This window comes from Desulfobacca acetoxidans DSM 11109 (genome assembly GCF_000195295.1).
Taxonomy (GTDB): Bacteria; Desulfobacterota; Desulfobaccia; order Desulfobaccales; family Desulfobaccaceae; genus Desulfobacca; species Desulfobacca acetoxidans.
Map to the genome: position 1 here is coordinate 60,875 of NC_015388.1, position 13,323 is coordinate 74,197.

Annotated in this window: 16 protein-coding genes; 7 read left to right on the top strand and 9 right to left on the bottom strand. The window is 54.7% G+C overall.

Annotated features, from left to right (window positions below):
• Nucleotides 1–69: 69 nt before the first annotated feature.
• Together DESAC_RS00300 and DESAC_RS00305 are read right to left on the bottom strand one after the other, a co-directional pair.
• Nucleotides 70–405: an HU family DNA-binding protein gene (locus tag DESAC_RS00300; protein ID WP_258164921.1), complete on the bottom strand. Its 336-nt coding sequence runs from the start codon at nt 403–405 to the stop codon at nt 70–72.
• On the bottom strand, nt 365–1,726 hold the full coding sequence (locus DESAC_RS00305) for a DEAD/DEAH box helicase (protein WP_013705074.1): 1,362 nt from the start codon (nt 1,724–1,726) through the stop codon (nt 365–367). Before DESAC_RS00305 ends, DESAC_RS00300 begins: the two co-directional genes overlap by 41 nt.
• Before the next feature lie 123 nt (nt 1,727–1,849).
• On the opposite strand from DESAC_RS00305, the gene relB reads away from it, so the two are divergent.
• From relB to DESAC_RS00340, 7 genes are all read left to right on the top strand, one after another.
• Nucleotides 1,850–2,077: a type II toxin-antitoxin system RelB family antitoxin gene (gene relB, locus DESAC_RS00310; protein ID WP_013705075.1), complete on the top strand. Its 228-nt coding sequence runs from the start codon at nt 1,850–1,852 to the stop codon at nt 2,075–2,077.
• Complete coding sequence (locus tag DESAC_RS00315) at nt 2,061–2,327, top strand: type II toxin-antitoxin system RelE family toxin (RefSeq protein ID WP_013705076.1); 267 nt, start codon at nt 2,061–2,063, stop codon at nt 2,325–2,327. The genes relB and DESAC_RS00315 overlap by 17 nt, the downstream gene beginning before the upstream one ends.
• A complete protein-coding gene (locus tag DESAC_RS00320; protein ID WP_013705077.1) occupies nt 2,320–2,514 on the top strand; it encodes a hypothetical protein in 195 nt (64 codons plus the stop codon). Before DESAC_RS00315 ends, DESAC_RS00320 begins: the two co-directional genes overlap by 8 nt.
• A 353-nt stretch (nt 2,515–2,867) precedes the next feature.
• Entirely contained in the window at nt 2,868–4,988 is a 2,121-nt protein-coding gene (locus DESAC_RS00325; RefSeq protein WP_013705078.1) for a TonB-dependent receptor plug domain-containing protein, read from the top strand.
• Between the two features lie 24 nt (nt 4,989–5,012).
• The gene (locus DESAC_RS00330; RefSeq protein WP_013705079.1) at nt 5,013–5,720 is read left to right on the top strand and encodes a DUF4198 domain-containing protein; all 708 of its coding nucleotides are present in this window, start codon (nt 5,013–5,015) and stop codon (nt 5,718–5,720) included.
• A gap of 48 nt (nt 5,721–5,768) precedes the next feature.
• Complete coding sequence (locus DESAC_RS14850) at nt 5,769–6,278, top strand: hypothetical protein (protein WP_013705080.1); 510 nt, start codon at nt 5,769–5,771, stop codon at nt 6,276–6,278.
• A gap of 9 nt (nt 6,279–6,287) precedes the next feature.
• Nucleotides 6,288–7,151, top strand: a complete 864-nt coding sequence (locus tag DESAC_RS00340) for an SAM-dependent methyltransferase (protein ID WP_013705081.1) — start codon at nt 6,288–6,290, stop codon at nt 7,149–7,151.
• A gap of 80 nt (nt 7,152–7,231) precedes the next feature.
• Here the strand turns inward: DESAC_RS00340 and DESAC_RS00345 are convergent, their stop codons facing one another.
• From DESAC_RS00345 to DESAC_RS00375, 7 genes are all read right to left on the bottom strand, one after another.
• The gene (locus DESAC_RS00345; RefSeq protein WP_013705082.1) at nt 7,232–7,948 is read right to left on the bottom strand and encodes a formate dehydrogenase subunit gamma; all 717 of its coding nucleotides are present in this window, start codon (nt 7,946–7,948) and stop codon (nt 7,232–7,234) included.
• Nucleotides 7,941–10,076, bottom strand: a complete 2,136-nt coding sequence (locus tag DESAC_RS15955; RefSeq protein WP_013705083.1) for a multiheme c-type cytochrome — start codon at nt 10,074–10,076, stop codon at nt 7,941–7,943. Before DESAC_RS15955 ends, DESAC_RS00345 begins: the two co-directional genes overlap by 8 nt.
• 102 nt (nt 10,077–10,178) lie before the next feature.
• On the bottom strand, nt 10,179–10,733 hold the full coding sequence (locus DESAC_RS00355) for a (Fe-S)-binding protein (protein WP_013705084.1): 555 nt from the start codon (nt 10,731–10,733) through the stop codon (nt 10,179–10,181).
• Nucleotides 10,734–11,114: 381 nt separating this feature from the next.
• Nucleotides 11,115–11,558 carry an arsenate reductase ArsC gene (locus DESAC_RS00360; protein ID WP_013705085.1) on the bottom strand — a complete coding sequence of 148 codons (444 nt, stop codon included), beginning with the start codon at nt 11,556–11,558 and terminating at the stop codon, nt 11,115–11,117.
• A 19-nt stretch (nt 11,559–11,577) separates the two neighbouring features.
• On the bottom strand, nt 11,578–12,051 hold the full coding sequence (locus tag DESAC_RS00365) for an arsenate reductase ArsC (RefSeq protein WP_052301976.1): 474 nt from the start codon (nt 12,049–12,051) through the stop codon (nt 11,578–11,580).
• A gap of 111 nt (nt 12,052–12,162) precedes the next feature.
• On the bottom strand, nt 12,163–12,396 hold the full coding sequence (locus DESAC_RS00370) for a thioredoxin family protein (protein WP_013705087.1): 234 nt from the start codon (nt 12,394–12,396) through the stop codon (nt 12,163–12,165).
• A 67-nt stretch (nt 12,397–12,463) separates the two neighbouring features.
• Nucleotides 12,464–13,315, bottom strand: coding sequence for a type I restriction endonuclease (locus tag DESAC_RS00375; RefSeq protein ID WP_013705088.1), 852 nt, complete (start codon nt 13,313–13,315; stop codon nt 12,464–12,466).
• Between the last annotated feature and the right edge of the window lie 8 nt (nt 13,316–13,323).

The window sequence follows — 13,323 nt, forward strand, 5'->3', positions numbered from 1 at the left end:
GTTGAACATATCAAGGATCACACAATTTCTCCCCAGGTATCATCCCCAATCAACCCTTTGGCCTCGCTCCTACCGCACCGCCTCCTTTAACGCCTTGCCCGGTTTGAACTTTACCATTTTGCTGGCGGCAATCTGCATCGGCTCGCCAGTCCTGGGATTGCGGCCGGTCCGCTCCGCTCGTTCATTTACCGAAAATACGCCCAGCCCCGGTATGGATAGCTTGCCATCGGTCTGCAAACTGGAGGTCATAACTGTGATCAGGGCATTTAAGGTTTTTTCCGTTTCGGCCTTGGTCAGGTTCGCCTGGGCCGCCATTGCTGAAATCAAATCCGCTTTCGTCATGTCTGTACCCTTAATATGTAGATTATGATTGTTGGTAGATTCGGGCCCGGTTTCGGGCTGCATTTACCAGCACGCCAACTTTGACATCCAGGTAATCATACACCTTAGCCTTGTCTTTTCCCGGAGCCGGTCGCAGCACCCTGCCTAAATATTGCAGCAGCCGGCCGCTGAACCGGATAGGTGTCGCCAGAAACAGGGTGGATAACCCGGCGCAGTCAAAGCCCTCACCGATGAGCTGGCCGGTAGCCAGCAGCACCTTGACATGGCCGCCATTCACGGCCCCGATAATCTCCTGGCGTTTCTTCATGCTCAGATCGCCGGTCAGCACCGATACCGGCAGGCCCGAGTGCGCCAGCATCCCTGCCAGGGTTTCGCAATGTGCCTTCCGATCGGATAACACCAGGCATACTCCTTCGCCGTCGGCTTCCTGTACTACATCCCGGACGATCAGGGCGTTGCGCTCAGGGTCTGCGGTTAGCTCAGACAACATCCGGGAGTATTCCTCCGACGGGTCACTTATCGGCTCGTAAGCGGTTTTCCGGAATATCACCTCCGCTGCCAGGATATGGCCATCTTCAATCAAGGCTCCCCGGTCAATCTCATACACCTTGCTACCCAAGTGCCAGTAGATCAGCCGGGAAAGACCGTCCCGCCGCCAGGGGGTGGCGCTCAGGCCCAGCATATAGGCCGAGTCAAAAGCCGTCACCGCTTCGGTGAACGTCCGGCTGGGACAGCGGTGGCACTCATCGACCACCAGGAAACCGATACGCGGCACCACTTCGGAGGCGCATTTGTATAATGTCTGCACCAGGGCCACGGTAATTTTCTTGCCAACAGTCCGCTGGCCGTCGCCAATGACGCCGATAGCCGCCGCTGGTATTTCCAGGAAGGTTTCGATGCGCTCACGCCATTGGTGCAGCAGTTCCTTTGAATGAACGACGATAAGGGTCGGTTGCCGGCGGGCAGCAATTATGGCCAGGGCAATGACCGTCTTGCCGGCTCCGGTCGGAGCCGCCAGGGTTCCGAAGTCCCGAAAATAGATGGTATCCGCGGCGTCGCATTGAAAATCTTTCAGTTCACCGGTGAACTGAAGCTCGACTTCCGGTAAAAGCCGCCGCTGGTCTTTGATAATCCAAGTCAAGCCTGCTTCCTGCAGTAGCCCGAGCGCCTGGCCGATAAAACCCCGGGGCATAAACAGACGGCCCCCGTTCAAGCGATATAAGCGCAGAGTCTCCGGCACTTTCCAGTTGGAATAGCCCCGCTTTTCGTTTTCCTGCCAAACGGGGTTGGGGAAAGTCAGCCGTTCCTGGAGCTGCTCCACCACCGGGGGCGGCAGTTCACTCAGAGAAACAGCGATCCTGTTATTGATAGTCAGAGTGATCACCCAGCTTACCTCTAATCAGCCGAAGCCGTCAACAAAAACAGCTTGCATGTTAATTGTAGTACATATATTCTATTAAAGACAGTGTTTACTGTCAAACTATATATAATAAGGTAGGAAGAAATAATGTCGGTATCGGTGCGGCTGCCAGATGATCTCAATAACCGACTGGATTTTTTGGCGCGCCAGACCGGCCGCACCAAGACATATTATATTCTGGAGGCGCTCTACGCCCAGATCGACGAGCTGGAGAGCTATTATCTGGCCGCCGATGTCCTTGAGCGCCTGCGAAAGAAAAAAGAAACTGCCCATGCCGCTGATGAAGTGAGGAAGGACCTTGGCCTGGAAGATTGAGTATTCCCGGACTGCCAGAAAGCAGCTGTGGGAGCTGGACCTGCAAAAAGCCAGGAATGTGCTTGCATTTGGCGACGATCTGGCAAAACAGGAGAATCCCCGGGATATGGGGAAGGCCCTCAGTGGCCCTATGGGGACTTTATGGAGTTATCGGCTGGGAGGAATTCGTTTGATCTGTGACCTGCAAGACGACTTGGCCCGTATCCAAGTCTTGCGCCTGGGGGAATTTAAGGAAGGAGATAATGGCTAAAATTAGTCCGGCTTTGCTGAAATCCGCCTGCCTGATCGCCACGGGCAGCCCAAAGCAGGCTTTCTATAACATCTGGATTGAGCAAGACAGCCAGGCTTTTCGGGTCTGTAAGGCTAGCGGCGCCGGGGGCCCAACGCCAAAAGTGTATCGAAGGTTTCTGGCGGGAATGCGCCTGGAAGCGCGCTAAGAGCAAGATGTGACAGAGACGCGGGCCGGCGCGGTATTCCTATTGCGGCCATCATCTGGATGGCCCAGGAGCGAGAGAATAATTTATTTGACAGCTTTTCGTATTTTGCTTTATAATGATGTGGCGTATGGGAGAGATGAACTCTGCCAAGGCCAAAACGTCTGGAAATGACAGGAACTATAAAATGACTTAGAGCAATTTTGGGTTCCTGACCAAATAATTCTGAAAAACATCAGCCACGAAGGCTTATCCACCTAAAGGTGGAGACTTCGTGGTTTTTTTTGGGCTGACATGTGAATGGAATCACAATAAGACAGCGACAGCGCTTTGGCTGAAAGGGGAGGAAGGTCGTGATGAAAAAACAGGTCTATGTCATTAGCATCTTCATTAGTCTAATGATGCTGGTCATGGTATGGTTGCCAATCCTGGCACAGGCCCAGGAGCTGGAGGCATCACCGCCAGCGCTCCAGGGAGAGGAAGCGGGTCAGGCGCAGAGTCAGGAAACTGTCCAGATGGTTGACGAAATTGCGGTGACTGCCAGCCGCACCGAAATGCGGGTCTTTGACACCCCCCAGAGTGTTACGGTCATCACCAGGGAGCAGATCAAGGCCTCGCCGTTTGAAAATGTGGAGGATATCGTGCGCCAGGCGGCGGGTGTGTATAATTTTCGTCACTTTGCGCTGCACACCAACGGCATTGCCAGTCCCCTAAAGATGCGGGGCGTGGGGTCCAACCGGGTTTTATTTCTGGTGGATGGCGTTCCCCAAAACGATAATTTTAATAACTCCATTGCCTGGGTGGCCTTCGGGTATATTCCGAAAAAGGCCATTGAGCGCATTGAAATTGTGCGCGGTCCCATGTCGGCCCTGTACGGTTCCGAGGGCCTGGGGGGGGTCATTAATGTCATTACCAGAAACCCCCAGGAACCCCGGGAGAGCAACGTCACCGGCAAGGCCGGCAACGGCAATACCTTTGGCGGAGATATCTTTCATTCCCAAAAATTCGGTGATGCCGGGGTCCTCCTGACCGGCGGCTACGACAAAAGCCATGGTTTTTTTATGGATTCCCCCATCCAGCCCTACACTATCAAACGCTACAGCCAGGTGGGCAAGATTTTCGGCAAGGCGACCTATGATTTCAGCCCCCAGTCACATCTAAGGTACACCCAAATTTTTTATATCCATAATCAGGGCCAGGGGCGGCCAAATTTCCATAATACCTTAGGGTTGAACCAATTTATCCTGGCGTATGAGCACAAATGGGACACGGTGGTTTTTAAAGGGGTCACCTATCTGAATCAAGCGAACAAGACAGCCTTTCAAGATGCCACCGGCGATAACTACAGCTCTCTCAATCGCAAGGAGATATTCCCCGGGCCGTCAGTCTGGGGACTTGATCTGCAAACGAACCTATTCCCGTCAAACTGGGCCACTATCACTGCTGGGGCAGCGATTAAAAAAATCTGGTGGAAATACGATGAAGACTATATGAAGGTTATCCGGGATGGCGGCGCCCAAGGTGAGCAACTCTTCCTGTCCCCGTTTATCAATGCTGATTTCTCTTTCTTCAACCATAAATTGATCGTCAATATGGGGGCGCGCTATGACTGGATAGAATCCTCCCAGGGCCGGAACTGGGATAGCCTTCCTGACGGTGGCCGCGCAGCGTATGACAATTCGTATCCCACCAGTCAGTGGGATAATTTTTCTCCCAAGGGTGGGGTGACCTACCATCCTGATGAGAAAACAGCCCTGAAGGTCACGGCCGGCACCGGGTTTCGGGCTCCCAGCCTTTTCGAACTCTATAAAATTCAGGTTAGGGGTGGAGGGACGTTCTTCCGGTTTGCCAATCCCTTCCTGCAACCGGAAAAGATTACCTCGTATGATGTGGGCGCCGAGCGATTCTTTACCGACCAACTGTGGGGCAGGGTGACGTTTTATCAGTCCTGGGCCTCGGACTATATCGGGGATCGACTGCTGAACTCCTACATAAAAAAGAAGAAAACCTTTTCGGAATATAAACTCGAAAATATTTCCAAGGTTGATATCCACGGCCTTGAAGTGGAGTTGAAGTGGGACGTCAGGAAAGATCTATCATTGTTCAGCAATTATACCTATAATATTTCAAAAATTGCCAAAGATGACAATGATCCTGAGTTGGAGGGGAAATATCTACCAACGGACCCCTTGCATAAATTTCATTTTGGCGTGTGGTATAAAAATCCTCAGTATGTCAATGTTCTTTTGCAGGGAAGTTATTACATCAACATCTATTATGACAATGAAAACACCTTTAAAAATGGCGGCTATTTTACCATGGATGCCTCAATTTCCCGCCGATTTTTCGATAAGGTGGAACTAACGTTGGACCTGGAAAACATTTTTAACCGAAAATATCCGTTATTTATGGCGACGGATGGCACTACCATCGTACCCGGCTTCCTGGCCATGGGGAAGTTGACGTTGTATTTTTGATTGTGCGTATCCGGGAGAACAACTGTGAAAAGATTCATTCTCTTTCTTATTATCAGTATCATGCTGACCTCGGTCACTCAGGCTCATTACCTGTGGGTGGAACGGCAAGACAATGCGTATCTCATCGCCCGAGGCCTTTTGCCTGACAAACTGTATCCTTACGCGCCCACCAGCATCAAGGAAATCAAAGCCTTCGATACAACGGGAAAACTTCTGACCGGGCAACGGCTTGACGGAGCCGACACAGTGCGTCTCCAGACCAAGAGCGCCCCGGCCATGGTTACGGTATTGGCCGAGTGGGGCTATCGCGTCAATACGCCAACCGGGAAAGAGTTTCTCACCAAGCAGGAGGCCATAGACAAGGGTCTCAAGGTTGAGGAGGCCTTTTTTTCCACGCAGATCGGCAAGACCATCTTTGCTTTCGGCGAAGCTTTGACCAAACCGGTGGGGCTGAAATTTGAGGCGGTGCCGTTAAAGGATCCCCTCACCTTAGCACCGGAAGAGGAGTTGCCGGTGCAGTTTTTTTTCCAGGGGGCGCCCCTGACCGGTTGCCGGGTCAGGGTGGGGAAGGTGAAAGATTGGTTGGAAACTGATAGCCAAGGCGTGGTTCGAGTCAAACTGCCGGAACCAGGGTATCAGGCGATTTTTGCCAGCCATCGGACGCCGGCCCCGAACAGAGCCGATATCGACTATGTGCTCTATACCACCTTTTTGACTTTTCAGAAAAAATGATATGTTTGAGAAAGATCGGCATTCATACCATAAAAGGAGAAATATATTGTGGTTCAAGCACGTTGTTGGGAATTAGCGGCCTTCCTGGGCATGCTTTTCTTGCTGCCGCAGCCGGCGCTTCCCCACGGGGTAGAAGGCTCGATTGAAAAAGGGGGCCTGGTGGTTGTAGCCAAATATGTTGGTGACGAACCCATGAGCTACGCCAAAGTCACGATTACTTCCCCGGCATCCGAGAAACCTTTCCAAACCGGCCGCGCCGACCACAACGGCAAGTTCGCTTTCGTGCCAGATCTCCCAGGGGAATGGCGCTTCGTGGCAGACGACGAAATGGGACACCGTCTGAGTATGACAGTGAAGGTGGACGAAAACAGCCTGGCCGAACCGACGGGCCCGCTGCCCCAACCGCCGTCCGGTTCAAAAGACCTGACTTCCAGGGCCTTTTTCGGGGTTGCTGTATTCCTGATGGCAGCCAGCCTGATGTTTTGGTGGCAAGGGAAAAAAGTCAGGCAAGGCGCGATGCTTGCCCAGGCCAAAAAGAAACCGGATACAACCACGTAAGGATTCTTTATGAAGCTGAAATTTTCTCTGCTTGGCCTTATTTTTCTCTTGCTAACGTTTATGGCCTGCCCCGGTATGGCTGCGCCGCCACCGGCGGGGAAATTTTTCCTGGTGGGATTAGGACCGGCCGGTCCGGAGCACACTACCTTAAAGGCCCTGGAAACCATAAAAAAAGCCGATCTGGTTCTGTGCCACCCGGAGTTGGCGGTGCCCTTCCAAACATATCTGCAGGGCAAGGAGGTCTTTGACCCCTGGAAAGAATTATGGGTCAACCCCGAGAAGAAAAATCTCAAACCGGAGGAACGGCGGGAGTTGCTGGCTGAGAAAGAAAAACAGAGGGATGAATTTATCAAGCAGATGAAGGTCCGTTTGAGCCAGGGACAGAACATTGCCCTGCTCACGGGGGGCGATCCCACCGTCTATAGCCGGACCTTCTGGCTCATGAAAGGACTGGACGACGACGCCGTGGAAATTATTCCCGGCCTGGGAGCGATCACCGCCTCCATGGCCGCGCTGAAGCGGGCCAGCACCGGGGCCAAGGCGCGCTTTGTGCTCCAAACGGCAGCCCGTAGTTTTCTCGGAAAAACGGACCCGGATGACCTGGCCAGGAACCTGTCCAAATACAATGGCACGCTGGTCTTTTATATGGGTCTGAAAGAAATCGACAACCTGCTGAATACCTTAAAGAAGTACAATCCGGGCGACCTGCCTGTGGCGATCGTGTATTATGCCGGCTATCCCGACAAAGAAAAAGTGGTGAAAGGCACGTTGGATACTATTCTGGCCAAGATCACCCCGGAACAGGAAAAATGGTGGGGGATGATCGTCGTCGGCAGGTGTTTGGCAGGACCCGGCTTTGAGATGAATGAGTAAAAGAAATGAGTGCATCTTAAAGAATGGCTATAGAGTTCATGGTCTAGCCTCATTTTATGAAGCCGCACCTTCTCTAAACCTTATCTCCTGGTTTTCAAAGAAAGCAATTCCTCCCTTTCCAGCGGATGCTCTCTTTCCTGTTCCTCTCTGGTAATCTTCCCGTGCCACCAGACCAGGCTGCCGGGAAATTTTCCGGGGCGGAGGTGGACGTGATACATATGCCAGATAAACAGCGCCAGCGCCGCCAGTATGGCTTCGTGGTAGTGAGCCTCCCGGGCGGCCCCGGATACAGCGGTTGCCGCCCCGGGGGGCAGCCAGACCGCCACCTGGGCCGGATACAGCATGATGAACCCTGTCCCGATCATGATGATGCTTCCCCAAAACACGGCCCAATAGTCGAATTTTTCGAAATAGGCAAAGCGGCCGAAACTCGGGGGCGTATCGGTTTTGCCCAGGAAGTACAGAATATTTTGATAAAAATCGCGGAAATCCTTTTTCCGGGGCAACATGAGCAGAAAGTCCCGGCGGCCGGCAGGATGAATCAGTATATAAAGGATGTGGTAGCCAAAAGCGAAGAGCAGCAGGAAACCGGCGGCAATATGCACCGTGCGCACCCTCTCAATACCGCCGAAACCATCTATGACGCCGGCCGGGAAGGGGGAAAAGGGATAGCGCAGGCCCCACATGGGGATGGCGGTGATCACCAGGATGATGACGCTGATAAACAGCAAGAAATGCTGCAGGCGAAAGTAGAGATCAAAGCGCTGGACCTCTACTGCCGCATCCCTCTTAGTCACGGTCGCCTCCCTTGCCGTTGCCCTGGTAATACCTCCAGGCATCCAGCAGCATGTGGCCGACCAGTCCCACCATAACGATAATGGTAAGGGAGATAAAAAAGATCCCGGTCCAGTAGGTCCAGGGTTCGGCATCACTTGGAACGGTCTGATATTTCAGGTGGTCCGCCTGACTCATGGTAACGGGTTTGCCGTCCTCGCCAAAGGGGTAGGTCAGTATCCGGGCGGTAAACCAGGGGGCCTCTTTACTGTGGCAGTCGGCGCAGCCTTTGGCGCCCAGGGCGGCCCGGGCAGGGGCCACGCCGTGGCTATATTTATAGACGGAGGCGTACGGGGAGGCCTCGAAATCAGATTTGGGGAGCGTCCGCCACTGGGTTCCCGAGGTATAGGCCCGGTCATTATTGACCCACACCAGGGTCTTGCCGGTTAGATCGAACTTGGTGTCGGTGAGGTAGGACTTGACCGATTTGAGAAAGGCGTCGATCTCTTCGGAGCGGTTGACTTCCGGGACATTATCGCCATTATCATCCCGAATAAGGGCCAATTCCGGGTAGAGCGCCGGATTTTGGCGGTGCTGCTGCCACATCAGGAAGGTGTCTTTCATAAAGGCCTGGTTGAGGCCGGGTTTTCCCTCCTCGATGAAGCCGGGCCAGGCGCTGTGCACTCGATTCACCGGGTAGATCTTGCCCTTGTACCAGGTCAGGACCGGACGGAAAGGGTCGGTGGGCTGGTCCTTGAAGGTGAACCTGGCCAGTTCACCGTAGTGGTTCCAGTACTTCAGGAAGGGATCGTAAAAGGTCCAGATGCGTTTGGGCGGCGGAGAGATAAGGGGGCCAGTGTTAAAGACGTCGCTCACCTGGACCTGGGCGGATTTCACCATCCGGTGAGGGATATGGCAGGCCTGGCATGATATCTTCTCGAGGTGCAACGAAGGCAGACCCTCATGTTTGGCGATGGGGGCGTTCAGGTAGCCGCTGATATGGCAGTCGGCGCACTGGCGGACGGTGTTGTCAAGATCATTGCGGACGAACAAAGCCGGCTCGTCCCCCTTGCCGATCTGATGCACCTCTTTGCCGCGAATCCGGGGGTCCGTGGCCTTGCTGCCGGCCGGGTGGCAATCCACGCAGCGCATTCCCGCCTTGAGATGGACATCCGTGCGGGGAGAAAAAGCCGCGCCGCGTTTTTTCCAGCCCGGTTTGGCGTGGCAGTTGAGGCAGGCCTCATTGCGCGGTTCCGGGGCCAGATGAAGTTTGACATTGCCGTCAGCGTCAAAGGCCTCCCGGTTGTAGGCAACTTCGGGTTGTTGTCCGGCCGCGACTTTGCCTATGACCGTGCCGAAGTTGGCCCCCACGGTGGCGGCCCACTTGAAATTAAGATCAGCAAGCTGATCGTTGCGTTTTTTGTAATTATATTCCGGCATGTGGCAGAGCAGACAATCGGCTTCGATGATCCCGGTATCCGACCAGCGGGCCTTGAAATAATCGCCGTCCAGGCCGTTGTCGCCGCCGGGGCTGAACCCGGTAGCGGGATCACGCATGCGGGCGTCGTAGCGTTGGCCGTCCCGGTCGTATTCCAGGGGGCCGCCGCCGGGATGGCAGGCGCCGCAGCTGGCGGTAACAAAATCAAAGGAGGTCATGTCGATCATGCGGGGGTTGGTATTCTTTTTGGGGGCCAGTTGCCGATAGAGGGGGGCCGGGGAACACCAGTTGCCGCCGTAGTTGCCCGGGAAGAGGACCCAGTTGTAGCGCTCGCCGTATTCCTTGGGCAGGGCTTCCCCCTTGCCCTGGGTGAAATGGAAGCCTTCCGTAATGAGTTGATAATTATGACAGGCGCCGCAGGTCTGCCGGGGGGAATACGGAACCTTGTCGTTGATCCCGTGGACCGGATCGATGATCTGGCCCTGCTCGTCCCGGAGTTTAAAAGGCGGGCAGACGCCGGCGGGACTTTCCGGTTTCTTCGGAACAGCGGCGGCCACGGCCGGCGCCGTCACCTGCCCCGCCGAGGAAGCGCCGGGGGGTGTCGTTTGGCCACGATCAGGCGACGTCAGGTGAAAAACCCAAAAAAGTGTAAGTGACAGGATAATGACGGATAAGGCACTTCGGGCGCCTTTCCCTTTGGTCTTTTTTCCCACCGCGTCCTCCTGTTCAGGCAGGCCTTGAAGCCCCTCGGCACGTTGCCGCAAGACTGCCGGCCAGCATTGGCCCTTTTCCTGTTAAAAAGTTTTCCACCTCACTCAAGTTGCATCCAGGGCCCGCCAGCCAAAGCTTTCCAGGTAGGCCTGAAGGTTTTCCCGTTTTTCCCGATATCTTTCTTCCATTAAGGGCAGGCAATCCGGAAGCGTAATTTCCCCTTCCCGCAAGGCCGTGGCATAGGCCATACAGGTGGCATAGCCGCAGAGTTTACAGTTGGTCATGGGCAGGAGCTTCAAAATGTTAATGACCTTGAGGCCCGCCTGACCGGTGTAGCGGGGCGTGATCAGGTCCCGGCGGTCATAAATGTCGTTGATCTGCCCCTTGATCCACTCCAGGAGGGCCCGGGACTCCTCAATATCCCGGGCGCCCCGGATAGCGATTTTTTGGGCGTGCAGGGTAATCCATTTGCCAGCCGACAATTTGAGGAGCAGCACCTGGTTTCTCTGATCGTAATCCCAGCCGCCCAACTCCGTGTTAATATATGGGAAGGCGGGGGAGATGTCGTCGGCCAGGGTGGCGATGCTGTGCAGCACCTCCTTGCTGGAATCCATCTTGGGTCGGAAGATTTCATAGGTTATAACTTTTTCTAACAGCATGAGGAATCTTCCTGAAACTATCTCTTTGCCGTGGTAACAGCCCGTTGCCAAATTTCCCGGATTTTTCTGCCATAGTGCATCAGGGACGCAAAAAAGACGCCAACTAAGGCGGCACCGCCAGCACCCACCGGACAGCCGGCCGCGCCGCAGAAAGGGCACACCGAAGAAGCAGAATAAATGCCAAAAAACGTCAGGAACCAGATGACCCAACGTTTCTTGGCATGAGGAATGGATACGTCTTGACCTTCCGGATGTTTCGAGAAGCAAAGCGAGTCATCTCCAACAGTTCCAGAATGGCAGCCAGGGCAGCAGTTGGATAAAGACGAATGCCCACAGCCACAAGGCGGGGGCGGCATTTTCTGAACCATAAGTTACCTTATTTTATCCGGCGATTTTCACTTTTGGGCCAGCAAGCAATTCCTCCCGGAGGAAAGCGCCCAGCTGTCGGCGGATATCATCCCGCACCTTGCGGAACTCTGCCATAATCTCCGCTTCCGTGCCGGTGGCCTGGGCCGGATCGGGGAAACCCAGGTGAATCAGGCGGATAGCATTGAGAAACATGGGGCATTCCCGTTGGGCCTGATCGCAGAGGGTGATGGCCAGGTCGAAGTGATCCTCGTTAAACTCATCCATGGATTTCGAGCGCTGCCCGCTAATATCGATGCCGATCTCGGCCATGGCCTGGATGGCCCGGGGATTCACCCGGCTGGGCCGCACTCCGGCGGAAAAGGCCTGCACCTCTCCCGCAAGGTCGTAGTTGACCAGACCCTCGGCCATCTGGCTGCGGCAGGAATTTTCCGTGCATAAAAACAGTACCTTCTTCATGGCACCCCTCACTGTTGGCCTATGGCGTCGTGATTTTTAACTCACAGGTTTGCCAATGAGAATCAAAACGCGGCAGATCGTGCAGCCAGTCTTGAATGCGCCGATCGATCTGATCCCGCACCTGGCGGAATTTCGCCAGTTTTTCTTCTTCGCTGCCTGTGGCTGCGGCCGGGTCATCAAAGGGCCAGAATACCCTAAATCTTACTCCTGGGAAGTTTTTCGGGCAGGTTTGCTCAGCCACCTCACAGACGATGATGAGATACCGGAACTCCATTTTCCCCAGGAAATCCCGCACCCCTTTGGATTGGTGGCCGCTTAAATCCAAGCCTTTCTCGGCCATCACCTTGAGGGTGAGAGGGTTGATTTCCCGGGGATGATAGCCGGCGCTGAAAACCTCCAGGGACTCTCCGGCATATTTTTTCAAAAAAGCTTCGGCCATCTGGCTGCGGGCCGTGTTGCCGGTGCACAGGATCAAGACATTCGGTTTTGCCATCTGTTCCATAACAAGAGCCTCCTTTTTTACCTGCCTCTTCTCATATTCAGGTTTGCAGGAGATGAGGAAAACAATTGTATTTGGTTTGGCCCCTGGAGAGGTTGCCAGACCTCAGGCAATCATCTTCTTGATTTCCTCGACGCTGGGGACCTTACCGATGACCTTGACCTCGCCGTCCACCACCAGGGCCGGCGTCATAAAGACGCCAAAGGACATGATCTCTTTGAGATCGGTGACCTTCTCCACCTCAAAATCGCCGCCGGCGGCCTGGGCGGCCTCCTGGGCGCGCTTGGTAAGTTCAACACATTTAGGACAGCCGGGGCCCAAAACTTGCACTTTTTTCATACGCATGCCTCCAATTAAAATACCTTCGGCGGTCTCCGGTTCCGACCAGCGCCCCGCCTCCAACGCCTTAGCCCACCACGTTGCCGTAAAACAGGCCGGCGAGTGTAGAGATGATAACAATTATAGAACAAAAAACTGCTGTTTTCTTCCAGCCCATGACCCGGCCGATGACGATCATATTGGGCAGCGACAGGGCCGGGCCGGCCAGCAGCAAGGCCAGGGAAGGACCTGGAGCCATACCCATCCTGATAAGGGCCTGGGTGATGGGCACCTCGGTAAGGGTGGCAAAGGAAAAGACGTTGGGCACGAACATGGCTGGGACTTCTTTTTCGTAAATCTGGTTGATCTGGAAGGCGCCGTCGAACCAGGTGACCGCGGCGCGGGTGGGGGTCTTGGCCTCGCCGATAACCAGGGGCAGGCCATTCGCCAGGAATACCAAGTCGAAGCGCTTTTCCACCGGCCCGGCCTGGTAGACCCATTGGTTGGTGACGGTGAACCGGTTGTTGCCCGGCTGGTCCAGGTCCACCAGGCGGATGGCAACATGCTCGCCATGCTCGCCAAAGGGCATGGTCTTCTCGCCTCGGAGCCAGGCCATAAAATTCTCGTTGGCCCGCACCAGACCGTCGGCCTGCACGGAGAGAATACAGGCCCGCAGGTTATAGATGACCTCGTTGGCCCGGTCGGGCTGGGCGGCGATTTCGGGGTTGAGCCTGATGAGGGCCTCTTTCACCCAGGACTCTACCATGACGTCACTGCTCTGACGGGGGAGGTTAGTGGCGGGTAGATAGGTCCATTGCAACGGCCGCAAGGCCCCACCCAAAGATTTTCCCCAACCCGGCGGTAATTCCTCTGTAAGACTGGACGGACCCTTAACAGCATCCAGGATCATCTGTTCGACGGTGGAGGATTCGTTAAACATAGATAGAC

Excerpts from the sequence above, each read along its gene's own strand:
- DESAC_RS00360 (WP_013705085.1), bottom strand. The coding sequence starts at position 11,558 with ATGAAGAAGGTACTGTTTTTATGCACGGAAAATTCCTGCCGCAGCCAG.
- DESAC_RS00355 (WP_013705084.1), bottom strand. The coding sequence starts at position 10,733 with ATGCTGTTAGAAAAAGTTATAACCTATGAAATCTTCCGACCCAAGATG.
- DESAC_RS00325 (WP_013705078.1), top strand. The coding sequence starts at position 2,868 with ATGAAAAAACAGGTCTATGTCATTAGCATCTTCATTAGTCTAATGATG.
- DESAC_RS00340 (WP_013705081.1), top strand. The coding sequence starts at position 6,288 with ATGAAGCTGAAATTTTCTCTGCTTGGCCTTATTTTTCTCTTGCTAACG.
- DESAC_RS00300 (WP_258164921.1), bottom strand. The coding sequence starts at position 405 with ATGCAGCCCGAAACCGGGCCCGAATCTACCAACAATCATAATCTACAT.
- relB (WP_013705075.1), top strand. The coding sequence starts at position 1,850 with ATGTCGGTATCGGTGCGGCTGCCAGATGATCTCAATAACCGACTGGAT.
- DESAC_RS00375 (WP_013705088.1), bottom strand. The coding sequence starts at position 13,315 with ATGTTTAACGAATCCTCCACCGTCGAACAGATGATCCTGGATGCTGTT.
- DESAC_RS00370 (WP_013705087.1), bottom strand. The coding sequence starts at position 12,396 with ATGAAAAAAGTGCAAGTTTTGGGCCCCGGCTGTCCTAAATGTGTTGAA.
- DESAC_RS00320 (WP_013705077.1), top strand. The coding sequence starts at position 2,320 with ATGGCTAAAATTAGTCCGGCTTTGCTGAAATCCGCCTGCCTGATCGCC.
- DESAC_RS00365 (WP_052301976.1), bottom strand. The coding sequence starts at position 12,051 with ATGGCAAAACCGAATGTCTTGATCCTGTGCACCGGCAACACGGCCCGC.